The sequence below is a fragment of the Pseudomonas sp. Pse1 genome (genome assembly GCF_024519635.1).
Classification (GTDB): Bacteria; Pseudomonadota; Gammaproteobacteria; order Pseudomonadales; family Pseudomonadaceae; genus Aquipseudomonas.
In genome coordinates, this window is the sequence record NZ_JALJRO010000004.1 from 212,074 (window position 1) to 233,710 (window position 21,637).

The following is a 21,637-nucleotide window of genomic DNA, read 5'->3' on the forward strand; positions in this document are numbered from 1 at the left end:
CGTGGCTAACTTGCGCGTAGAAGTGATCAGTTTGTTTCCCGAGATGTTTTCCGCCATCAGCGACTACGGCATCACCAGTCGTGCGGTGAAACAGGGGCTCTTGCAGCTGGCTTGTTGGAACCCGCGAGACTACACGACGGATCGACATCACACTGTGGACGATCGCCCATTTGGCGGTGGCCCGGGCATGGTGATGAAGATCAAGCCCCTGGAAGATGCACTGGTTCAGGCCAAGGCAGCAGCCGGGGAGGCGGCGAAGGTAATTTATCTGTCGCCCCAAGGCCGTCAACTGACTCAGTCGGCGGTACGCGAGTTGGCGAATGAGGAATCATTGATCCTGATTGCCGGCCGCTATGAAGGCATTGACGAGCGATTTATTGATGCTCATGTCGATGAAGAGTGGTCGATTGGCGACTATGTATTGTCTGGCGGTGAGCTGCCGGCCATGGTCCTGATTGACGCGGTTACGCGACTGCTGCCTGGAGCTTTAGGGCATGCGGACTCCGCCGAGGAAGATTCCTTTACGGATGGTCTGCTGGATTGCCCGCACTACACCCGACCGGAGGTGTATGCGGATCAGCGTGTTCCCGACGTGTTGCTGAGTGGCAACCACGCACACATCCGGCGTTGGCGTTTACAGCAGTCCCTTGGTCGGACCTATGAACGACGCGCCGATCTTCTGGAAAGCCGCTCGCTTTCTGGAGAAGAGAAGAAGCTGCTCGAGGAATACATCCGCGAGCGGGACGATAGTTAACAACGTATCGATGGTAGATCCGACGATTTACCTTAGGAGCACAGCATGACTAACAAAATCATCCTTGCACTCGAAGCAGAGCAGATGACCAAAGAGATCCCTACCTTTGCCCCGGGCGACACCATTGTCGTTCAGGTGAAAGTGAAGGAAGGTGACCGCGCGCGTCTGCAAGCGTTCGAAGGCGTAGTAATCGCCAAGCGTAACCGTGGCGTGAACAGTGCTTTCACTGTTCGTAAAATCTCCAACGGTGTTGGCGTAGAGCGTACTTTCCAGACCTACAGCCCGCAAATCGAAAGCATGGCTGTCAAGCGTCGCGGTGACGTGCGTAAAGCCAAGCTGTACTACCTGCGTGATCTGTCGGGTAAAGCAGCTCGCATCAAGGAAAAACTGGCTTAAGTCCAGCTTCCGATGCAGAAAAAGCAGCCTACGGGCTGCTTTTTTGTTGTCTGCGATTTATTCAGCGCCATGGGTTTCCGGCTGGATCAGCGCCACCAGGGTCCAGCCGGGGCCGGGCTTGAGCGCGCTATCGGGTGTCACCACATAGACCCAGTCGCTGCTATCACGGGCGAACAACAGAGTTGCGCGCTCGCCGTGCAGCGCCTTGTAATCCTCCCAGCCAAAACCCTCCGTCAGGTGCGTGGTATACAACTCGGCGCCCTGGCCGAGCAGGCTGGCCAGCTTGGTATAGGTCAATGCCTGGCTGCCCAGCAGTTGCCCGCGATGCTCAAGGCTCGCCCGATGTTTATCGGTGCGACGATTTTCCTGGCCGCTCGCCAGGGAGAACATCCGCTGATGGCCGAACTCATGGCGAAAACGCATAGTCGCCAGGGTGTTCAGCTCGCCCGAGGGGGACAGGGTCAGCAGGTGGCCGAGGCCGACCAGATCCAGGTGTGCATCGGCGTGCTGTGAGGCCGGGTTGCCGAAGTAGGTAGGCAATCCCTCCATGCGCGCCGCGCGAATGTTTTCCCAGCTCGAATCCGTCAGCAGCACGCGGCTGTCCAGCTGTTGCAAGGCTTTGCCCAGGGCGCGCGCCGGCCCGTTGGCACCGACAATCAGAAAGCCACTCGGCGCCGGCTCGGCGACCTTCAGCAGACGTGCCAATGGTCGGGCGGTGGCGCTCTGCAGGACTACGGTACCGATGATTACCGCAAACGTCAGTGGCACCAGCAGCAGTGCGCCTTGATGACCGGCCTCGTCCAGGCGAATCGCAAAAATCGCCGATACCGCCGCCGCCACTATCCCGCGCGGTGCAATCCAGGCCAACAGCGCGCGCTCACGCCAGTTCAGGTTCGACCCTGCGGTCGACAATGCGACGTTCAGCGGGCGGGCGATGAACTGAATCACCAGCAATAACAGCAGCACCAGTGGCCCCAAGGCGAGCATGGCGTCCAGGTCCAGGCGTGCCGCCAGCAGAATGAACAGGCCGGAAATCAGCAGGACGCTGAGGTTTTCCTTGAAGTGCAGGATATGTCGGACGTCCACGCCTTTCATGTTGGCCAACCACATGCCCATCAAGGTCACTGCCAGCAAACCTGACTCATGGATCGTTTGGTTGGCAGCAATGAAGATGCCAAGCACTGCGGCGAGGGAGGCCAGGTTGTGCAGGTATTCCGGCAGCCATTGGCGGCGAATCAGCGTGCCTAGCGCATACCCGCCGCCGATGCCGAACAGGCCGCCACAGACAATCACCCCGCCGAAGGTCAGCAGACTGTCCTTGAGGCCGTTGCCGTCGGCACTGGCGATGATAAAGCTGTAGACCACCACCGCCAGCAGCGCGCCGATCGGATCGATGACGATGCCCTCCCAGCGCAGGATATTGGCGATCGACGCCTTGGGCCGCACCACCCGCAGCATCGGTACGATCACCGTGGGGCCGGTAACCAGCGTCAGGGTGCCGAACAGGATTGCCAGCAGCCAGTCGAAACCCAGCAGCCAGTGGGTCGCCACGGCAATCACCAGCCAGGTGGAGAGGGCACCGAGGGTTACCAGGCGGCGTACCACGCTGCCGATTTCCCGCCATTGCGAGAGGTGCAGGGTCAGGCTGCCTTCGAACAGGATCAACGCCACTGCCAGCGATACCAGTGGCATCAGCAAAGGGCCGAACATCTCTTGCGGATCCAGCCAGCCGATGATCGGGCCCATGACGATGCCGGCCAACAGTAGAAACAGAATGGCCGGTAATTTCAGGCGCCAGGCCAGCCATTGGCAACCAATGGCTGCCGCACCGATGCCGCCGAAGGCCAAGAGGATTTGCTGCTCGTTCATTGAGACTCCCTGTTCCTTGAAATGGCCAGCTATGAAAGACTAGCGGGCATCCTGACCGTTCACTATTTTTTTGCGCGCAGTGCCTGGCCTGCGTGTCTTGAGTGCCCATGCCCGCTATAGAACACCCGCTGATCGACCAGTTCCTCGACGCCTTGTGGCTGGAGAAGGGCCTATCCGACAACACCCGAGACGCTTATCGCAGTGATTTGGCACTGTTCAACGGTTGGCTTCAGGAGCAGGGGGTAGAGTTGCCCAACGCTGGACGCGAACTGATTCTCGATCACTTGGCCTGGCGTGTTGAGCAGGGCTACAAACCCCGGTCCACAGCAAGGTTTCTCTCGGGTGTGCGTGGGTTTTATCGCTATCTCTTGCGGGAAAAAATGATCGCCGTGGACCCGACGCTGCGGGTCGACATGCCGCAATTGGGTCGGCCGCTGCCCAAGTCGTTGTCGGAAGCCGACGTCGAAGCGCTGCTCAAGGCGCCGGACCTGAGCGAGGCGATCGGCCAGCGCGACCGGGCCATGCTCGAAGTGTTGTACGCCTGCGGGCTGCGGGTCACCGAGTTGATCAGCCTGACCCTGGAACAGGTCAACCTGCGTCAGGGCGTGCTGCGAGTCATGGGCAAAGGCAGCAAGGAGCGCCTGGTGCCGATGGGCGAAGAGGCGATCGTCTGGGTCGAGCGTTACCTGCGCGATGCCCGTGTCGAGTTGCTCGGCGGGCGTCCCAGTGACGTGCTGTTTCCCAGTTTGCGCGGCGAGCAGATGACTCGCCAGACGTTCTGGCATCGGATCAAGCACCAGGCCAGGGTCGCCGGGATTGGCAAGTCGCTGTCGCCCCACACCCTGCGCCATGCCTTCGCCACGCATCTGCTTAATCACGGCGCGGATTTGCGGGTGGTGCAGATGCTCCTCGGTCATAGCGATTTGTCGACCACCCAGATTTACACCCACGTGGCTCGGGCGCGCTTGCAGGACCTGCATGCCAAGCATCACCCGCGGGGTTGAAAGCATCGGCAAACACCTTGCATCACCCACATTCCGCCCCGCCAAGCCTTATGTGATAGGCTTTGCCGGTTTGCACGATGGACGGTTTGACCCGCTGTAGCGACAGCGGTGTTCTGGCCGATCCATTTGTCCGCCTTCAGGAGTTCCCATGCGTCTGACCCAGATTTTCGTCGCTGCCGCCATTGCGCTGCTCAGCACTTTCGCCGTCGCCGATGATGCGGCTGACAAAGCCATCCGCAAGAGCCTCGAAACCCTCCAGCTCGACACGCCGATCGAAACCATCAGCGCCAGCCCGCTGGCCGGCCTGTACGAAGTCAAACTCAAGGGCAGTCGCGTCCTTTACGCCAGCGCCGACGGCCAGTACATCGTCCAGGGCTACCTGTTCCAGCTCAAGGATGGCAAGCCGGTCAACCTCACCGAAAAAACCGAGCGCCTGGGCATCGCCAAGCTGGTCAACGGTATTCCGGTCGCTGAAACCGTGGTTTACCCGGCCATCGGCGAAACCAAGACTCACATCACCGTCTTTACCGATACCACCTGCCCGTATTGCCACAAATTGCACGCTGAAGTGCCAGCCCTGAACAAACTCGGGGTAGAAGTGCGTTATGTTGCTTTCCCGCGTCAGGGCCTGGGTTCGCCAGGTGATGAGCAACTGCAGAATGTATGGTGCTCGGCCGATAAGAAAGCGGCCATGGACAAGATGGTCGACGGCAAGGAAATCAAGGCCGCCAAGTGCGATAACCCAGTGTCGAAACAGTTCGCCCTTGGCCAGTCGATTGGCGTGAACGGCACACCGGCCATCGTTTTGGCCGATGGTCAGGTCATTCCGGGCTACCAGCCAGCGCCACAAGTGGCCAAACTGGCGCTGGGTGCGAAATAATCCTGCGTCGTCACGGTAAGCCTTTGACGATCATGGAGCGGCGACAGCAGTCGACGCTCCATTAATAGAGAGCCGCATGCTATGCGGCTGTTTCCACGGCCGGCCTCGAGTCGGCCGTTTTATGGGGAGTTCAGAGTGAATCCGGTCAAAGTAGGCATCTGTGGGTTAGGTACCGTCGGTGGCGGCACCTTCAACGTACTTCAGCGCAACGCCGAGGAAATTGCTCGTCGTGCCGGGCGTGGAATCGAAGTGGCACAAATTGCCATGCGCACGCCAAAGCCTCAGTTCCAGACGACCGGTATTGCGATTACCAACGATGTCTTCGATGTGGCCACGAACCCTGAGATCGACATCGTTATAGAGCTGATGGGCGGCTATACCGTTGCCCGCGAGCTGGTACTCAAGGCCATCGAGAATGGCAAGCATGTGGTCACCGCGAACAAGGCGCTTATCGCTGTTCACGGTAATGAAATTTTCGCCAAGGCTCGCGAGAAGGGTGTGATTGTTGCCTTCGAAGCGGCAGTGGCTGGCGGCATCCCGGTGATCAAGGCGATTCGTGAAGGCCTGTCGGCCAACCGCATCAACTGGGTCGCAGGCATCATCAACGGTACTGGCAACTTCATCCTCACCGAAATGCGTGAGAAGGGCCGTACCTTTGAAGACGTGCTCGCCGAAGCCCAGGCGCTCGGCTACGCCGAAGCCGATCCGACGTTCGACGTCGAAGGCATCGATGCCGCGCACAAGCTGACGATCCTGGCGTCGATTGCCTTCGGTATTCCGCTGCAATTCGACAAGGCCTACACGGAAGGCATCACCAAGCTGACCACCGCTGACGTGAATTACGCCGAAGCCCTGGGCTATCGCATCAAGCACCTCGGCGTGGCGCGCAGCACCGCCAGTGGTATCGAGTTGCGCGTTCACCCGACGCTGATCCCGGCCGATCGCCTGATCGCTAACGTCAATGGCGTGATGAACGCAGTCATGGTCAACGGTGACGCGGCCGGTTCGACCCTGTTCTACGGCGCTGGCGCCGGCATGGAGCCCACCGCTTCGTCGGTCATCGCCGATCTGGTGGATGTGGTTCGCGCCATGACCAGCGACCCGGAGAACCGTGTACCGCACTTGGCGTTCCACCCGGACACCCTGTCGGCGCACCCGATCCTGCCGATCGACGCCTGCGAAAGTGCCTACTACCTGCGTATCCAGGCCAAGGATCATCCGGGCGTACTGGCCCAGGTGGCGAGCATTCTGTCGGAACGCGGTATCAACATCGAATCGATCATGCAAAAGGAAGTCGAAGAACACGACGGCCTGGTGCCAATGATTCTGCTGACGCACCGTGTGCTGGAGCAGCGCATGAACGATGCGATTACCGCCCTTGAAGCGCTGCAGGGCGTTGACGGTCCGGTAGTACGTATCCGTGTCGAACATTTGAATTAATACAGCAGCGGCGAGCGGCAAGCGGCAAGTGAAAGGCGGTTCAGCGTTCACTTGCCGCTTGCAGCCCCAAGCTCAAACCGAAGGTTTGCCCCAATGCGCTATATCAGTACCCGCGGCCAGGCACCGGCCCTGAATTTCGAAGACGTCCTGTTGGCCGGTCTGGCCAGCGATGGCGGCCTGTACGTGCCCGAGAACCTGCCGCGTTTCACCCAGGAAGAGATCGCTTCCTGGGCTGGCCTGCCTTACCACGAGCTGGCATTCCGGGTGATGCGCCCGTTCGTTACCGGCAGCATTCCGGATGCCGATTTCAAGAAGATTCTTGAAGCGACCTACGGCGCGTTTTCCCACAATGCCGTGGCGCCTTTGCGTCAACTCAACGGCAATGAATGGGTGCTTGAACTGTTCCACGGCCCGACCCTGGCGTTCAAGGACTTCGCCCTGCAACTGCTCGGTCGCCTGCTCGACTACGTGCTGGAGAAGCGCGGCGAGCGCGTGGTAATTGTCGGCGCGACTTCCGGCGACACCGGTTCGGCGGCGATCGAAGGCTGCAAGCACTGCGAAAACGTCGACATCTTTATCCTTCACCCGCACAACCGGGTTTCGGAAGTTCAGCGTCGGCAGATGACCACGCTGTTCGGCGACAACATCCACAACATTGCCATCGAAGGCAACTTCGATGACTGCCAGGAAATGGTCAAGGCCAGCTTCGCCGATCAGAGCTTCCTCAAGGGGACGCGCCTGGTTGCCGTGAACTCGATCAACTGGGCGCGGATCATGGCCCAGATCGTTTACTACTTCCACGCGTCCCTGCAGTTGGGCGGTCCGGCGCGTTCGGTGGCGTTCTCGGTGCCGACCGGTAACTTCGGCGATATCTTCGCCGGCTACCTGGCGCGCAACATGGGCCTGCCGATCAACCAGTTGATCGTCGCCACCAACCGCAACGACATCCTGCACCGCTTCATGAGCGGCAACCAGTACGTCAAGGAAACCCTGCATGCGACCCTGTCGCCGTCGATGGACATCATGGTCTCGTCGAACTTCGAGCGCCTGCTGTTCGACCTGCATGGTCGCAACGGTGCAGCCATTGCCGGTTTGATGGACAGCTTCAAGCAGGGCGGTGGTTTCAGCGTCGAGCAGGAGCGCTGGACTGAAGCGCGCAAACTGTTCGACTCGTTGGCCGTGGATGACGCGCAGACCTGCGAGACCATCGCAGAAGTCTTTGCCCAGACCGGTGAACTGCTCGATCCGCACACTGCCATTGGCGTCAAGGCCGCGCGCGAATGCCGCCGCAGCCTGGATATCCCGATGGTGATCCTTGGTACTGCGCATCCGGTCAAGTTCCCGGAAGCCGTGGAAAAGGCTGGTGTAGGAAAAGCGCTTGAACTGCCTGCGCACCTTTCGGATTTGTTTGAGCGAGACGAGCGTTGCACCGTTCTGCCAAATGACCTGAAAGCCGTGCAGGCCTTTGTCAGTCAGCATGGCAATCGCGGCAAGCCACTCTGATCTGCAAAAAACTGTCACACATGAAGCCCGTCTCCTGACGGGCTTTCTTGTTCCTGCATGCCACACTTGTCGCCGTTTTGCCCTTCAGGGATGGGTCAGTCAGAGTGAAGGATGTGGGCATGTGGACAATGACACGCATAAGGCCGGCCGTGTGCTGGTGGTTTTTTTCCTGTCTGCTGGGGTTGGCGCTCTGCATGCGGGCCGCTCAGGCCGATGGCCCGGCCGTCAGCCCTGCAGGTACGAGCAAGCCGCTGCAGTTGTCCGCTCGGGAACGAGACTGGATTGCTCATAATCGCCAGGTGATTGTCGCGTCAGTGCAGTATCCGTTGTATTTGTTCAAGGACGAGCAGGGCCATTGGAGCGGGCTGAATAACGATATTCTTTTACAGCTTTCGCGGATGACCGGCTTGCAGTTTGTCCACGAAGAGTCGTTTTCCACGGAGCACCTGTTGGGCCTGTTGGAGAGTGCACGAGCCAACATGAGTACCACGCTGGCGATGAACGAGGAGCGCAAGGCTTACCTGGATTTCAGTCATGCGTTTGGCGGCTCGGGATGGGTCTTCGTCGAACGCGCCGGGGCGCAACCGGTGGAGTCGCTGGAGGCGTTGCAAGGCAAGGTCCTGGCCTTGCCGGCTCGGCATGCACTGGAAAGCGCCATTCGTCATGAGTATCCGCAGATCGGGCTGCGTTCAGTCAAAACCTACGCAGAGGCGCGTGCGCTGGTGGAAACCGGCGAGGCCGATGTGACCATCGAAAATGACAACGCCATCTACCGGTTTCCGGCTGGCCGGCTGAAGATTGGTGCGAGCCTGGAAGGCAAGTGGGAGCACGATCACCTGGCCCTGCGCAAGGAGCAGCCGCAACTGTTGAGCATCCTCAACAAGGCGCTGGAGGCGCTTCCTCCCGGCGAATTGCAGGCGATCCGCACAAAATGGCTCGAGGGCACCGCCGCAGTCCCCCCTGCGCCCTGGCAATCCATGCGTTCGTGGCTTTTCTGGGGCGGTTTGCTGGCGGGGGTGTTTGGCCTGATCAGCGTGTCATGGCGACAGCGGCTGAACATTCAGGTGAAAAAACGCAAGGCGGCGGAACAGGCGCTGAACGATCAGTTGGCGTTTCAGCACAGCTTGATCAACGCCATGCCTGATCCGGTGTTTGTGCGCGATCTGCAGGGGCGCCTGCTGCTGTGCAACAAGGGCTACGAGGAGTACCTGTCGGTCCGCCTGGAGCGGGCTCAAGGCAAATGCCTGCCCGATATGGATGTGCTCCCGGACGCCACGGCCAGACTCCTGCACGAGGAAATGATGGAGCAATTGAGCAGTGGCAAAAGTCGTTTCGGCGAGCGCCAACTGATGCTCAAGGACGGCGTCAGGTTTATCTATCAATGGACCGTGCCGTTCTACAGCGCAAGCGGCGAGCTACGCGGCGTAGTGGGGGGCTGGACCGAACCTCGAGGCAGGTCGTCCCGTACCGGTGACTGACCTGCACCACCCGGTGTTTTTTTCCTGTCATCTTTGCCGTGCATGCTCTGCCAACTCAGGACGGCATCGCGCCTGTGCAGTAACGATGCAGAACTTTCTTCTCGGGCCGGTAGTCATTTACAGTGAATGCGCCTTGGCACTTTGTCTTCGAACTATTGAGTGGTGATCGAGATGGAAAGTATCAGCCTGTTGTTGGGTGAAGCATTGGCCCCTTATCACGTCACGCTGACGCCGTCGGGTGTCCACGGCCAGTGCCTGGTGACCTTGAAGAATGCAGTGGGCGCCATCGTGGTTGAGCGTGAGTTCGATCAGGTGCAGTTCATGGATAAACGATTACTGACCGATGTCGTCGATGGCTTGCACCGGGACCTGTTGATTGCCGAAGGACGGCTGCAGCCCTGCGCCATCGAGGCCCAGCGCAACGTTGCGCAGGACCGGCACCAGGCGCTCAGCCACTGATTGGTTTTTTCGGGAACCTTCACCACGTCGAGACTGTCAGATTTTATACCTTCAAGAGCAAGCATTGTGCTCCGGTGCTTGTCGCTTGAGGTACGGGTCTTTGTAGACCACGTTTAACCCCGAGTTGTCTCCCCACTGCTCGGGGTTTCTTTTTGCCCGGCGTTTACTCAGGCGCTTCATCCTGAAAAAAGTCTTCGGCGTCGCGCAGGTATTCACTGCGCATTTGCGGGTCGAGCCATTGCGCATAAAACTCGATCAAGCGGTTATGTCGCAGTTGGCGGATGGTCGCGTTGATGGCGCTTATCGCCTGGCGGCCTTCGGGGATGTCGGAGCAAGCGACATGGATTGATTGGTACTTGGCGTTGCCATGAATACCAAAGAACTCCAGTTCCTCGGGGGCGATGCCTTGTTGCAACGCCTGATAGCGAATCTCCGGCCAGTAGCCAAGTAGCGAGGTCAGGCGACCCAGGCGCTGCATCTGCAGAAGGCTGCCCAGGGCGTCATTGCCATAGTGCGCCGTCAGGCTGCCGGGCGGTGCCTGGCTCAGGATACGATCGACGGCCTCGCCGTAACTGCGTTCGGCAACCACGCCCAGCTTGCGGCTTTTGCTCGCCAGCAGTCGTTCGAGATCCACCTGATTGTCAATCAGAAAGGGGCTCAGCGCTGCGTGGTCTTTGCGGCGTATGGCGACGCCGTTGCTGCGGATCCGATACGCCGGGATCGAATAAACCATTCGCTTTGCCCGCTCAGGGTTCCACAGCAGGGAAGGGTCGCAGGTAAAACTCGGTTCCAGCAACATCTGCATGCCCCGCGCACGATTGACCCGCAACAGGTCATGGCGATATTGCGGCAGGCTGGCGATCAACAGTGGCATCAGTTGATCCACTGCACCGAGGTTCTTCTGCGATCCTTCGAAGATGGTCAGTGGCGGTAAGTCGCGCAGGAGCCAGATCAGCGTCTGCTTGTCTTCGGCAGCAGCGGGCAGGACGTGCAGCCAGGCTAGCGCTGCCGCAATACTCAGCCAGCGCAATACGCGCCCGGTAATCCTGTCCAGCTCAGATTGCCCCGGCTTCACGCAGGCGCGCGATCTGTGCCGCGTCATAGCCCAGTTCGCCGAGGACCTGGGCGTTGTGTTCGCCCAGTTCGGCGCCGACCCATTCGCAGGAGCCCGGGGTGTCCGAGAGTTTCGGCACGATGCCGGGCATCTTGAAGGCCTTGCCATCGGGCAGCTTGGCCTGGAGGAACATTTCCCGGGCAATGAATTGCGGGTCGCTGAACATGTCTTCGGCGCTGAAGATACGACTGGCGGGGACTTCGGCGGCGTTCAGGCGTTCGATCACGGTATCGAGCGGCAGTGAGCTGACCCACCGATCGATCACCCCATACAACTCGTCGCGACGGTTGTCGCGGCCATCGTTGCTGGCCAGGCTCGGGTCATTGGCCAGATCGTCGCGTCCGATGACTTGCATGAAACGCTTGAAAATCGCATCGCCATTGGCGCCGATCTGTACATGCTTGCCGTCGGCACTGGTGTGAATGGAGGAGGGCGTGATGCCGGGCATGATGTTGCCGGTGCGCTCGCGGATAAAGCCAAACACATCGAACTCCGGGACCATGCTTTCCATCATCGCGAAGATCGCCTCGTACAGCGCCACATCGACGACCTGGCCCTGACCGCCGTTGACTTCACGGTGACGTAAGGCCATCAAGGCGCCGATCACGCCCCACAGGGCCGCGATCGAGTCTCCAATCGAGATCCCGGTGCGCACCGGTGGACGATCCTCGAAGCCGGTGATGTAGCGCAGACCACCCATGGATTCACCGACGGCACCGAACCCCGGCTGGTCCTTCATGGGTCCGGTCTGGCCGAAACCGGACAGTCGCACCATTACCAGTTTCGGGTTCAAGGCATGCAGCACATCCCAACCCAGGCCAAGTTTTTCCAGGACCCCGGGGCGAAAGTTTTCGATGAGGATGTCGGCTTCGCCCAGGAGCTTTTTCAGGATCGCCAGGCCGTCGGGGTGCTTGAGGTTGAGGGTCAGGGATTTTTTGTTGCGGGCCTGGACGAACCACCACAACGAGGTGCCTTCGTAGAGTTTGCGCCATTTACGCAGGGGATCGCCGCCGTCCGGTGATTCGATTTTGGTCACGTCGGCGCCGAATTCGGCACAGATTCGCGAAGCGAAAGGCCCTGCGATCAGGGTGCCGAGCTCAATGACTTTCAGGCCGGCAAGTGGTTTGGCGGAGAGCGACATGGACGATCCTGTAGGACAAAGCGGAATCAATACAGCGTTTTATCATAGCCAGGTGCCCAGCGGCCAAGCTTGATGGCGGTCATGATTCGTTGAATGGTCCTCGCATCGGTTAGACTTGCCGCCTTTCCTCGTATCAAGAAGCGCGTCCATGGCCCAGCCGTCCACGACCTATAAATTTGAACTGAACCTGACCGATCTCGACCGCAGCGTCTACGAGACGGTGAAGCAGACCATCGCCCGTCACCCGTCGGAAACTGAAGAGCGGATGACCGTACGGCTGTTGGCCTACGCCTTCTGGTACAACGAGCAGTTGTCCTTTGGCCGTGGTCTGTCGGACGTCGATGAACCTGCACTGTGGGAAAAGAGCCTGGACGACCGCGTGCTGCACTGGATCGAAGTCGGCCAGCCCGATGCCGACCGCCTGACCTGGTGTTCGCGTCGCACCGAGCGCACCAGCCTGCTGGCGTACGGCAGCCTGCGGGTGTGGGAAGGCAAGGTGAACCCGGCGATCAAGACCCTGAAAAACGTCAACATCGCCGCCGTGCCTCAGGACGTGCTGGAGACCCTGGCCCAGGACATGCCCCGCGTGATCAAGTGGGACGTGATGATCAGCGAAGGGACCATTTTTGTCACCGACGACCGTGGCCAGCACGAAGTCCAGTTGCAGTGGTTGCAGGGCGAGCGCGGCTAAAAGCGCTCCCACCTCCATCAAACCCGTATCAAAGAGAAGCTCCTGACATCCTATGCGTATCGAACCTCGCCAGCTCCCCGCCACCCTGCCATTTCTCGGTGACTTGCCGCCCTTGCTGACCCGCTTGTATGCGGCTCGCGGCGTGCAGTCCGAGGCGGAGTTGGACAAGAGCCTGGCGCGCCTGATCCCGTTCCAGCAACTCAAGGGGATCGAGGCGGCGGTGGACTTGCTGGTGGTGGCGCTGGAGCAGCGGCAGCGGATCCTGATCGTCGGCGATTTTGATGCCGACGGCGCGACAGCCAGCACCGTTGGCACCCTCGGCTTGCGGCTGCTGGGCGCAGCCCATGTCGACTACCTGGTGCCCAACCGGTTCGAGTACGGCTACGGCCTGACCCCGGAGATCGTCGCGGTGGCCCTGCAGCGCCAGCCGCAGTTGCTGATCACCGTGGACAACGGCATTTCCAGCGTCGAGGGGGTTGCCGCGGCGAAACAGGCCGGGCTCAAGGTGCTGGTGACCGATCACCATTTGCCAGGCGATGAACTGCCGCTGGCCGATGCCATCGTCAATCCCAACCAGCCGGGCTGTACCTTCCCGAGCAAGGCGCTGGCCGGGGTCGGGGTGATTTTCTATGTGCTGATGGCCCTGCGCGCGCGCCTGCGCAGCCTCGGCTGGTATGACAGCCGACCGCAACCGAACATCGGTGAACTGCTCGATTTGGTGGCTTTGGGCAGTGTGGCCGACGTGGTGCCGCTGGATGCCAACAACCGGATCCTGGTGCACCAGGGCCTGGAGCGGATTCGTGCCGGGCGTGCGCGGCCGGGGATCAAGGCGATCCTCGAAGTGGCCAAGCGCGATCATTCGCGCATCACCTCCACTGATCTGGGTTTTATCCTCGGCCCGCGTCTGAATGCCGCGGGGCGTCTGGACGACATGAGCCTGGGCATCGAATGTCTGCTCACCGATGACGTCGACCTGGCCCGTGAAATGGCCGCGCAACTGGATGGCATGAACCAGGATCGCAAATCCATCGAGCAGGGCATGCAGCGCGAAGCACTGGCCCAGCTCAAGGATTTGCCCTTGGAATCGATGCCCTTCGGCCTGTGCCTGTTCGATCCGGAGTGGCACCAGGGGGTGATCGGTATTCTTGCCTCGCGAATGAAAGAGCGCTATTTCCGCCCGACCATCGCCTTTGCCGACGCCGGTGACGGCATGCTCAAGGGCTCGGGACGTTCGGTGCAGGGCTTTCATATCCGTGACGCCCTGAGTGTGGTGGCGGCGCAGCACCCGGAACTGATCAGCAAATATGGCGGCCACGCCATGGCGGCGGGCTTGACCTTGCCCGAAGCGAACTTCCCGCTGTTTTGCCAGGCGTTCGACGCCGAAGTGCGACGGCAGATGCGCGAGGAAGACCTGACCGGGCGGTTGCTGTCGGATGGCACCCTGGCGGTGGAAGAGTTTCATCTGGAACTGGCCCGCGCCCTGCGCCATGCCGGTCCTTGGGGCCAGCACTTCCCGGAGCCGCTGTTTCACGGAGTGTTCCAGCTGGTCGAGCAGCGGATCGTTGGCGAGCGCCACCTGAAAGTGGTGCTCAAGAGCGAATGTGGCTCTGTGAAACTCGACGGGATTGCCTTCGGGGTTGACCGTGAAGTCTGGCCCAACCCGACCATCCGCTGGGTCGAATTGGCCTACAAGCTGGATGTGAACGAGTTCCGCGGCCAGGAAACCGTGCAATTGATGATCGCCCATATCGAACCTCGCTGATGCCCCCGGTCGGGCTGCAATGTGCTAACTGCAGCCTGAACCCTCCCTGATCGCCGGATGTCGACTAGGCTCTAATCACTGCTTGATTGGCCTTGTGACGTTTTTGTCCATTTTTTACCCGCGGGGGCGGGTCCTGCATCCTTTCCAGTCACTCGTCGACTATTCAAACAGAACCCTGGAGCCTGCCCACTGGATCAAAGAGGTGCCCCATGAGTCTGCTGCTTGAACCCTATACCCTTCGTCAATTGACCCTGCTCAATCGCATCGCCGTGTCACCGATGTGCCAGTACTCCAGCGTCGATGGACTGGCCAATGACTGGCACCTCGTACACCTTGGCAGCCGCGCCGTGGGCGGGGCCGGCCTGATCTTTACTGAAGCCACGGCCGTCACCGCCGATGGCCGTATCACCGCACAGGACTTGGGTCTGTGGAACGACGAGCAGATCGAACCGCTGCAACGCATTACCCGCTTTATCACCGCCCAGGGGGCGGTCGCCGGGATTCAACTGGCCCACGCCGGGCGCAAGGCCAGTACTCATCGACCATGGCTGGGCCTGCATGGCAGCGTCAAACCGGCGGATGGCGGCTGGACCCCGGTCGGCCCTTCACCGATTGCCTTCGACCCGCAGCACACCCAGCCCACACAGCTCGACGAGGCGCAAATCAGCGAGGTGATTCAGGCGTTCGTCGCGGCCGCCAAACGCGCCCTGGTCGCCGGTTTCAAGGTGGTCGAGGTGCATGCTGCTCACGGCTATCTGCTGCATCAGTTTCTGTCGCCCCTGAGTAACCAGCGGCGGGACCAGTACGGTGGCTCGTTCGAAAATCGCATTCGCCTGGTGCTGCAAGTGACCGAAGCGGTACGTGCAGTGTGGCCCGAAGAGTTACCGCTGTTCGTGCGAGTGTCGGCGACCGACTGGGTCGAGGATGGCTGGAACCCGGATGAAACCGTCGAGCTGGCACGGCGCCTGAAAGCCCTGGGGGTCGATCTGATCGATGTGTCGTCGGGTGGTACTGCGGCGAATGCCGAGATCCCCACCGGCCCGGGCTACCAGACCCGGTTTGCCGAGCGGGTGCGCAAGGAGTCGGGGATTGCCACCGGCACTGTGGGATTGATTACCGAGCCTGCACAGGCCGAGCATATCCTTCGCACCTGCCAGGCCGATATCATTCTGCTTGCGCGGGAACTGCTGCGCGACCCGTATTGGCCGCTGCATGCCGACGATGACCTGGGAGGCCGCAAGGCTGTCTGGCCATCGCAATACCAACGGGCGACGCACCGCGATCAGCCGATCCATGAGTCTGATCTGCGCGACTGATACGGCGAGCGGGCCGGTTCCCCACAGGAACCGGCCCGCAAGGTTCAGGCCTTCGGCCAGTCGGGGTAGGTGCGCTGGTCAGGCGCAGGAGGGAAGTACTGGTACAGCCAGGTTTCGCTCAACGTGCGGTCATGGGTGCGAATGAACAGGCGCAGTTCCACCGGCTCGACGCTGTTATTGGTCGGGAACCAGTCGAAGGTAATTCGATAACCCTTGATGTCATCCAGCAGCAGCACGTTGAAATCCTTGACCTCACCGTTCGACGCGGTGACCACCGGCTCGATCCCGGTGCCCGCCGGCAGGCGATCCAGTCCGCCGCCATTGAAATCGACCGCAAAGCGCCGCGCCCAGACTTTCGGATAGTGCTCGCCCGGTGCCCAACCTTCCGTGAAACCGCCCATGCCCGAGCGCGTGGCGTTGACCCGTGCCAGCGGTGTGCCCACCGGCGGCAGGGCGCTCCAGTAGAGCTTGTAGCCATAGTTCAGCGAATCGCCGGCAGCCACCGGTTTCTTCGGGGTCCAGAAGGCGACGATGTTATCCAGGGTTTCGCCGGTGGTCGGGATCTCCAGCAGATCGATCGAGCCTTCGCCCCAAGCCGTGGTCGGCTCAACCCATAGGCTCGGACGCTTGCTGTACCAGTCGACGGTGTCCTGATAACTGGCGAATTCATGGTCGGTCTGCACCAGGCCGAAGCCCTTCGGGTCCTTGTCGGCGAACGCGTTGAATTGCAGGGTTGCCGGGTTGTTCAGCGGACGGCAGATCCACTCGCCATTGCCGCGCCACATGGCGAGCCGGTCCGAATCGTGGATCTGCGGGTGGATGGTGTCGCACATACGCCGTTCGTGGGTGCCGCAACTGAACATGCTGGTCATCGGCGCGATGCCCAGTTGCTCGATGGCGGTGCGTGCATTGACGTGTGCGTCAACCGCCATCACCACCTGCGTGGCCTGGCAATCGATGTCGAAGCGGTAGGCACCGGTGGCGCTCGGTGAGTCGAGCAGGGCATAGACCACGAAGCGGGTGCTGTCCTTGTCCGGGGTTTCGAACCAGAACTTGGTGAAATCGGGAAACTCTTCGCGTTTTTTTCCGTAGGTGTCGATGGCCAGGCCGCGAGCCGACAAGCCGTACTGGCCGGTGTTGTCCACCGCGCGGAAGTAGCTGGCGCCGAGGAACGACACCACATCGTGCTTATCCAGCTCCGGCGCCTTGAACAGCTTGAACCCGGCAAAACCCAGGTCGCCCTTGAGCTGGCCGGTGTCGACGCTGGAGCGCTCATAGTTGAACAGTGACGGGCGGAAGTGCACCTCCCGCGCCTGGCGGGTCTTGGGGTCGACGCTGTACATGCGTACCGGCTGCTTGAAGCCCATGCCGACGTGGAAGAACTGCACGTCCAACTGGCCGTTCAGTTCATTCCACAGCGAATGGTCGGCATCGTATTGAATGGCGTTGAAATTCTGCGGGGTCATGCTGGCCAGCGTCGGCGGCAGCACTTGCTTGGTATCGACGTAGCGGTTACTGGCCAATTGTTTGGCCTGAATCTTCAGCGCTTCGAAGTCGAAGGCCTGGGCCTCGCCATCGGCCGTCCCGGCCCAGGCACGTGTCGCCAACAGTCCAGTGGCCGAGAGGCCGGTGTAGGCAGCGATGGCCATGGAGGCCTTGAGCAAATTCCTGCGGTGCATAGGACAACCTGTCTTGGACAATCCCGCGGCGTTCCTGGCTGCGTTACGGATCAGAGATGGAGGTTCGGACAAGCCTTCGACCAAACCCGTGGAAGTTTAAACAGATGCTCGATTAGTTAAAGGGTTCGAAATAACTCGCAAAATGATTGGGTTGCGCTTTTTGAAAACTACGGCTGTCCCTGTATGAGCGAGCCGGCTCCGGGCGGCGTTCCGACAAAAAACGTCAACGATGACGCGGATTGCCTGATTGCAAGCGGTGCCTACAGATTTTTCGCGAGCAGGCTCGCTCCAAGGTTCGATTTCCTACAGTCTTTTATGAAGGCCCCAATGACCGATATGGCGTTTTAAATAGGCGTTTTTATTTATTTGACTAATTACTCTAAAAATCCTTCCCGAAGCATTTTTTCTCCCTATTCTTAGGCTCATGACCGATATGGCAGTCGGCGTTTTTATCCAGATTCAGAAGGAAAGCCTCCATGGCAAAAGCGCAAGGCATTATCGAGTGGCTGGGGATGTTCCTGGGTGTGAGCGGTGCGTGCGGTGCACGTCGGCTCAGCAATGAGGAGAGAAGGCTGGTGGAGCATTACCGAGAGTTGTCCGAGAGTGACCGGATTGCCATGCGCTATCTGGTGGACGCGATGCGCAGCATTTCGCGATTTTGAAGACACTTCCGAATCCTGCCTCGCCGATATTCGCGGCGAGGCAGAGACTAAACCGCCCTGATTAGCCGATTTCTCCTACCGCACGATGCGCTTCATCAATGGCTGCATGGGCATAGGCACTCCAGGCAGCGTCGGAGTTGGCAATGCTGACTTTGCCGACCGGCTGACGCGCCAGTTCCATCAGTTTCTCGCTCTCATCGGCATCGTCGTACAGGCTATTGGAGAAGTACGCGTAGCCGTGTGACCAGCGGTTGACGGTGATTTCGAGAATATCGGCCTCATGGTTGAATCCGCCCGGGCCGAGCATGCGTTGCAACTGATCGCGCAGTTGTGCCTCAAGTGCCTCGAAGGTCTGGCCATACAGTCGACCACGGCCGGCGCGTGCCTGGTCGCGGGCGTTCATGCCGCTATTGGGGCTGGTGGGCACATAGACCATATGCAGGCCAATCGGCTGTGTTGGGTCTTTCGGATGCTCGTAGCCACCCATGCTGACCGGGTAATCGAGCTTGATCCGGCTGTAGGGTTGGGTGGCGGCATAGATTTCGTGGACCCCCAGTTTCTGGAACGACTGCCAGTTGCGGATCACCACCTTGGTGTATACCAGCGGGAATTTCACGTTCTGGCTCAGGGCGTGGGCCTGCTCCTTCGACAGGTCGCGCAACAGGTATGGAATCATCATGTTGTAGCAGGCCATGATGCAGTGCTTGCCACGCACCTGGCTCAATTTTCCGCCACGGCTGTAGCCGACATTCACCCCATTGCCGACGTTGCGCACACTGACTGCGGTGCTGTTGAGGCGAATGCGTACCGGGGTTTTCGCTTGGTCGAGTTTGGCGTAGTCGAATGGCGCGAGGACGATGTCATCCATGGTGTGACCAGGGGCAACGGCCGGGATCAGACTGCGCACCAGCAGGCGCGCTAGCGAAGCATTACCGTCGGGGAAGTGGTAGATGTAGGGCTCTTCCATTTCCGCCAGGGCTTCCTCGCTGATCGGCTCCAGATTCATCGCACTGAAACCGGGGAAGCCGACGTTGTAGGCGTCGTACGCGGCCACGGCGTCGATGCTCAGGGCCATGAAGTCGTTGGTGCGGCTTTGGAAATACTTCACCGCCTGTTCCGACAGACCGACATCCTTGAGCAGGAAATCGCGGTAGCTGGTGGTCTCCAGATGCGCCGTTTTTTCCTCGGTGGATTTGCCGGCAAGGTAATCCTTCGGTGCGCTGTGCAGGGCAATCAACGCATCACGGTCGGACTTCGGCAACGGGAAGTCGTTGATGAAGGCCTCGATGCCGCGGGCATGCAGTTGGTCCGGCGCGATGTCGTCGGCCACCATCGGCGTCGGGTCGCCGGTGACCAGTTTGTCTTCGCCAAAGTTTTCCTTGTCGAAGAACACCGCGCGCGACAAGCCCAGGCCCGGATAGAACTGGCGGTCGAAGGCGGTTTCAAAGCGCTTGATATCGACCCCGAGTTTTTTCAGCAGGCCATTCACCTCTTTGCTGTAGAGGTGGTTGGGCGACTGAAAGGCCTCACTGCCGCCGTAGCCGAGGATCATCCGGCCACCGGCGGAGAATTCATTGCGCTTGGCGTGACCGCCGAAGTCGTCGTGGTTTTCCAGAATCAGGATCCGCGCTTTCGGATGTTTCTCACGGTAGAACCAGGCGGCGGATAACCCGCTCAAGCCACCGCCAACCACCACCAGGTCATAGTCCTCGCTGATCGGCAGGGCATCGGTGTCGAAGACTTTTTTCTCCCAGCCCATCTGATGCGCCAACTCAAACGAGCCGACATGGCTGCCGCGCAAACCGGTGAGGGCCGGCGGGTAATAACGTCCATCCGGTGCAGCTTGGAGAATCTGCAGCGGGGTCATGCCGGCGGCGATGGTGACGGCGACGCCGTTGAGGAAGTCGCGGCGGGTGATATCCATGTTCAATCCTTGTTGGTTTTTTGTCGCCCTGACCCGTGTTCACCGGCCAGGGCGTTGTCGTTACCGGCTGACTTTCCAGGCATCCCCGGAAGGTGCGGTGCCGTGGTCGTATGGCTTGCCGAGCCACATGTAAAGCAGGCCCAGGCCAATTACGATGGCGGTGCTCAGGACCATTGCGTAGTTGATGAACCACGGCGCATCCGGCGTGCGTGGCCATGCCATGTTGACGATCGCCCCGACGCCATAGACCAGCGCGCCGATGTTCACCGGCAGGCCCCAGGCCCCCAAGGTGAATTTACCGCTGGGCTTCCAGCCGCGCGCACGGGCGTAGAGTGCCGCGAGGACAATCATCTGGAAGGCCAGGTAGATGCCAATGGCGGCGAAGCTGACGATGGTGGCGACGGCATCCTGAAGGAAGAAACCGAGGACAATAATCAGCGCGGGCAGCACGCCTGATACGAACAGCGCCGCGACGGGCACCTGGGTGTTCGGCGAGATGCGTTTAAGCAGGCTGCTGCCGATGACCATCTCATCACGAGCGTAGGAGTACAGCAGACGACTGGCCGCTGCTTGTAGGCTGATGACGCAGGAGATGAAGGAAATCATCACCACGCCCATCACCACTTTTGAACCCACCGGGCCGAAAGCGTTGTTGAGGATGGTGGTCACCGGGTCCTTGTCGGTGCCGTTGATCACTGCCTGCATGTCCGGTACCGCGAGAATCAGCGCCAGGCAAGCGAACATCGCGGCGATGCCGCCGATGTAGATGGTCATGCGCATGGCCACCGGAATCTTTTTGCTCGGGTTCGGTGTTTCCTCGGCCACGTCACCGCAAGCTTCGAAGCCGTAGTACAGAAACATCCCGGCCAGCGAAGCGGTGAGGAAGGCCGGCAGGTAGGAGCCATCGACGCTGATGTCGAAGGTGTTGAACAGCACGCTGATGGGTTGGTGACGTTCGAACATCAGCAGGTAAACACCGACGATGACCGCGCCGATCAGTTCACAGAGAAAACCGAACATGGCAATCCGCGCCAGCACTTTGGTGCCGCTGAGGTTGACCAGGGTGGCGAACAGGGTCAGCACCAGGGCAATGACAATATTGGTGTTGTTGTTCGGTTCAAAACCGAGCATTGCTGCCAGGTACGGACCGGCACCAACGGCCACGGCGGCAATGGTCACGCACAGGGCGATGGAGTAGATCCAGCCGACCATCCACGCCCAGCGCTTACCCACCAGGCGCCGAGCCCAGGGATAGACGCCGCCGGAGATCGGGAACTGGGAAACCACTTCACCGAAGATCAGGCACACCAGCAGTTGGCCGCAGCCCACCAGCAAATACGCCCAGAACATCGGCGGCCCGCCAGCGGCCAGGCAAAGGCCGAAGAGGGTATACACCCCTACGACCGGGGAGAGGTAAGTGAAGCCCAGGGCGAAGTTTTCCCACAGGCTCATGCTGCGGTTGAAGTTCGAGGTGTAGCCCAGTTGGCGTAGCTGCTCGGCATCGCTGTCGGCGGCGCTTGCAGACATTTCGGGTAGTGCACTCATGGCGTGGTTGCTCCGGAAAA

Annotated in this window: 18 protein-coding genes; 12 read left to right on the forward strand and 6 right to left on the reverse strand. The window is 60.2% G+C overall.

Going from position 1 to position 21,637, the window contains the following annotated elements; translation table 11 throughout:
* Position 1 precedes the first annotated feature (1 nt).
* Both trmD and rplS read left to right on the forward strand, forming a co-directional pair.
* On the forward strand, positions 2 to 754 hold the full coding sequence (trmD, locus tag NR126_RS08425) for a tRNA (guanosine(37)-N1)-methyltransferase TrmD (RefSeq protein WP_027619122.1): 753 nt from the start codon (positions 2 to 4) through the stop codon (positions 752 to 754).
* A 45-nt stretch (positions 755 to 799) separates the two neighbouring features.
* Positions 800 to 1,150, forward strand: coding sequence for a 50S ribosomal protein L19 (gene rplS / locus NR126_RS08430; RefSeq protein WP_027619121.1), 351 nt, complete (start codon positions 800 to 802; stop codon positions 1,148 to 1,150).
* Between the two features lie 57 nt (positions 1,151 to 1,207).
* Here rplS and NR126_RS08435 read toward each other — a convergent pair whose 3' ends face one another.
* Positions 1,208 to 3,019 carry a sodium:proton antiporter gene (locus NR126_RS08435; RefSeq protein ID WP_027619120.1) on the reverse strand — a complete coding sequence of 604 codons (1,812 nt, stop codon included), beginning with the start codon at positions 3,017 to 3,019 and terminating at the stop codon, positions 1,208 to 1,210.
* 107 nt (positions 3,020 to 3,126) lie between these two features.
* On the opposite strand from NR126_RS08435, the gene xerD reads away from it, so the two are divergent.
* The 6 genes from xerD to NR126_RS08465 all read left to right on the forward strand — a co-directional run bounded on the left by xerD (position 3,127) and on the right by NR126_RS08465 (position 9,783).
* Positions 3,127 to 4,023, forward strand: coding sequence for a site-specific tyrosine recombinase XerD (gene xerD, locus NR126_RS08440; protein ID WP_027619119.1), 897 nt, complete (start codon positions 3,127 to 3,129; stop codon positions 4,021 to 4,023).
* A gap of 148 nt (positions 4,024 to 4,171) precedes the next feature.
* The gene (locus tag NR126_RS08445) at positions 4,172 to 4,903 is read left to right on the forward strand and encodes a DsbC family protein (RefSeq protein WP_027619118.1); all 732 of its coding nucleotides are present in this window, start codon (positions 4,172 to 4,174) and stop codon (positions 4,901 to 4,903) included.
* 135 nt (positions 4,904 to 5,038) lie between these two features.
* Positions 5,039 to 6,343 carry a homoserine dehydrogenase gene (locus NR126_RS08450; protein WP_027619117.1) on the forward strand — a complete coding sequence of 435 codons (1,305 nt, stop codon included), beginning with the start codon at positions 5,039 to 5,041 and terminating at the stop codon, positions 6,341 to 6,343.
* Positions 6,344 to 6,436: 93 nt separating this feature from the next.
* Positions 6,437 to 7,846: a threonine synthase gene (thrC, locus tag NR126_RS08455; RefSeq protein ID WP_027619116.1), complete on the forward strand. Its 1,410-nt coding sequence runs from the start codon at positions 6,437 to 6,439 to the stop codon at positions 7,844 to 7,846.
* A 119-nt stretch (positions 7,847 to 7,965) separates the two neighbouring features.
* Complete coding sequence (locus NR126_RS08460) at positions 7,966 to 9,324, forward strand: transporter substrate-binding domain-containing protein (RefSeq protein ID WP_027619115.1); 1,359 nt, start codon at positions 7,966 to 7,968, stop codon at positions 9,322 to 9,324.
* A gap of 171 nt (positions 9,325 to 9,495) precedes the next feature.
* Positions 9,496 to 9,783: a DUF3509 domain-containing protein gene (locus NR126_RS08465; RefSeq protein WP_027619114.1), complete on the forward strand. Its 288-nt coding sequence runs from the start codon at positions 9,496 to 9,498 to the stop codon at positions 9,781 to 9,783.
* Positions 9,784 to 9,946: 163 nt separating this feature from the next.
* Here the strand turns inward: NR126_RS08465 and NR126_RS08470 are convergent, their stop codons facing one another.
* Positions 9,947 to 10,885 (reverse strand): TIGR02285 family protein, encoded by a 939-nt coding sequence (locus tag NR126_RS08470; RefSeq protein WP_081786365.1) that lies wholly within the window; start codon positions 10,883 to 10,885, stop codon positions 9,947 to 9,949.
* Entirely contained in the window at positions 10,839 to 12,038 is a 1,200-nt protein-coding gene (locus NR126_RS08475) for a CaiB/BaiF CoA-transferase family protein (RefSeq protein WP_256830013.1), read from the reverse strand. Before NR126_RS08475 ends, NR126_RS08470 begins: the two co-directional genes overlap by 47 nt.
* 148 nt (positions 12,039 to 12,186) lie before the next feature.
* Here NR126_RS08475 and NR126_RS08480 point away from each other — a divergent pair, with 148 nt between their 5' ends.
* From NR126_RS08480 to NR126_RS08490, 3 genes are all read left to right on the forward strand, one after another.
* Positions 12,187 to 12,729 (forward strand): YaeQ family protein, encoded by a 543-nt coding sequence (locus NR126_RS08480; RefSeq protein WP_256830014.1) that lies wholly within the window; start codon positions 12,187 to 12,189, stop codon positions 12,727 to 12,729.
* Positions 12,730 to 12,781: 52 nt separating this feature from the next.
* A complete protein-coding gene (recJ, locus tag NR126_RS08485) occupies positions 12,782 to 14,491 on the forward strand; it encodes a single-stranded-DNA-specific exonuclease RecJ (protein WP_027619110.1) in 1,710 nt (569 codons plus the stop codon).
* A gap of 209 nt (positions 14,492 to 14,700) precedes the next feature.
* The gene (locus tag NR126_RS08490; RefSeq protein ID WP_105755138.1) at positions 14,701 to 15,807 is read left to right on the forward strand and encodes an NADH:flavin oxidoreductase/NADH oxidase; all 1,107 of its coding nucleotides are present in this window, start codon (positions 14,701 to 14,703) and stop codon (positions 15,805 to 15,807) included.
* 44 nt (positions 15,808 to 15,851) lie between these two features.
* Here the strand turns inward: NR126_RS08490 and NR126_RS08495 are convergent, their stop codons facing one another.
* The gene (locus NR126_RS08495) at positions 15,852 to 17,486 is read right to left on the reverse strand and encodes a glucan biosynthesis protein D (protein ID WP_256830015.1); all 1,635 of its coding nucleotides are present in this window, start codon (positions 17,484 to 17,486) and stop codon (positions 15,852 to 15,854) included.
* Positions 17,487 to 17,962: 476 nt separating this feature from the next.
* Between NR126_RS08495 and NR126_RS08500 the strand changes: the two genes are divergently transcribed.
* A complete protein-coding gene (locus NR126_RS08500) occupies positions 17,963 to 18,148 on the forward strand; it encodes a hypothetical protein (protein ID WP_027619107.1) in 186 nt (61 codons plus the stop codon).
* A 61-nt stretch (positions 18,149 to 18,209) separates the two neighbouring features.
* Here the strand turns inward: NR126_RS08500 and NR126_RS08505 are convergent, their stop codons facing one another.
* Both NR126_RS08505 and NR126_RS08510 read right to left on the reverse strand, forming a co-directional pair.
* Positions 18,210 to 20,072, reverse strand: a complete 1,863-nt coding sequence (locus tag NR126_RS08505) for an NAD(P)-binding protein (protein WP_256830016.1) — start codon at positions 20,070 to 20,072, stop codon at positions 18,210 to 18,212.
* Positions 20,073 to 20,132: 60 nt separating this feature from the next.
* A complete protein-coding gene (locus NR126_RS08510; RefSeq protein ID WP_027619105.1) occupies positions 20,133 to 21,617 on the reverse strand; it encodes an APC family permease in 1,485 nt (494 codons plus the stop codon).
* Positions 21,618 to 21,637 lie beyond the last annotated feature (20 nt).

Coding starts and splice junctions, on each gene's coding strand:
- NR126_RS08495 (WP_256830015.1), bottom strand. CDS start 17,486: ATGCACCGCAGGAATTTGCTCAAGGCCTCCATGGCCATCGCTGCCTAC.
- NR126_RS08460 (WP_027619115.1), top strand. CDS start 7,966: ATGTGGACAATGACACGCATAAGGCCGGCCGTGTGCTGGTGGTTTTTT.
- NR126_RS08510 (WP_027619105.1), bottom strand. CDS start 21,617: ATGAGTGCACTACCCGAAATGTCTGCAAGCGCCGCCGACAGCGATGCC.
- NR126_RS08490 (WP_105755138.1), top strand. CDS start 14,701: ATGAGTCTGCTGCTTGAACCCTATACCCTTCGTCAATTGACCCTGCTC.
- NR126_RS08480 (WP_256830014.1), top strand. CDS start 12,187: ATGGCCCAGCCGTCCACGACCTATAAATTTGAACTGAACCTGACCGAT.
- NR126_RS08505 (WP_256830016.1), bottom strand. CDS start 20,072: ATGGATATCACCCGCCGCGACTTCCTCAACGGCGTCGCCGTCACCATC.
- NR126_RS08470 (WP_081786365.1), bottom strand. CDS start 10,885: ATGACGCGGCACAGATCGCGCGCCTGCGTGAAGCCGGGGCAATCTGAG.
- NR126_RS08435 (WP_027619120.1), bottom strand. CDS start 3,019: ATGAACGAGCAGCAAATCCTCTTGGCCTTCGGCGGCATCGGTGCGGCA.
- thrC (WP_027619116.1), top strand. CDS start 6,437: ATGCGCTATATCAGTACCCGCGGCCAGGCACCGGCCCTGAATTTCGAA.
- NR126_RS08465 (WP_027619114.1), top strand. CDS start 9,496: ATGGAAAGTATCAGCCTGTTGTTGGGTGAAGCATTGGCCCCTTATCAC.
- xerD (WP_027619119.1), top strand. CDS start 3,127: ATGCCCGCTATAGAACACCCGCTGATCGACCAGTTCCTCGACGCCTTG.
- NR126_RS08475 (WP_256830013.1), bottom strand. CDS start 12,038: ATGTCGCTCTCCGCCAAACCACTTGCCGGCCTGAAAGTCATTGAGCTC.
- NR126_RS08445 (WP_027619118.1), top strand. CDS start 4,172: ATGCGTCTGACCCAGATTTTCGTCGCTGCCGCCATTGCGCTGCTCAGC.
- NR126_RS08500 (WP_027619107.1), top strand. CDS start 17,963: ATGGCAAAAGCGCAAGGCATTATCGAGTGGCTGGGGATGTTCCTGGGT.
- recJ (WP_027619110.1), top strand. CDS start 12,782: ATGCGTATCGAACCTCGCCAGCTCCCCGCCACCCTGCCATTTCTCGGT.
- rplS (WP_027619121.1), top strand. CDS start 800: ATGACTAACAAAATCATCCTTGCACTCGAAGCAGAGCAGATGACCAAA.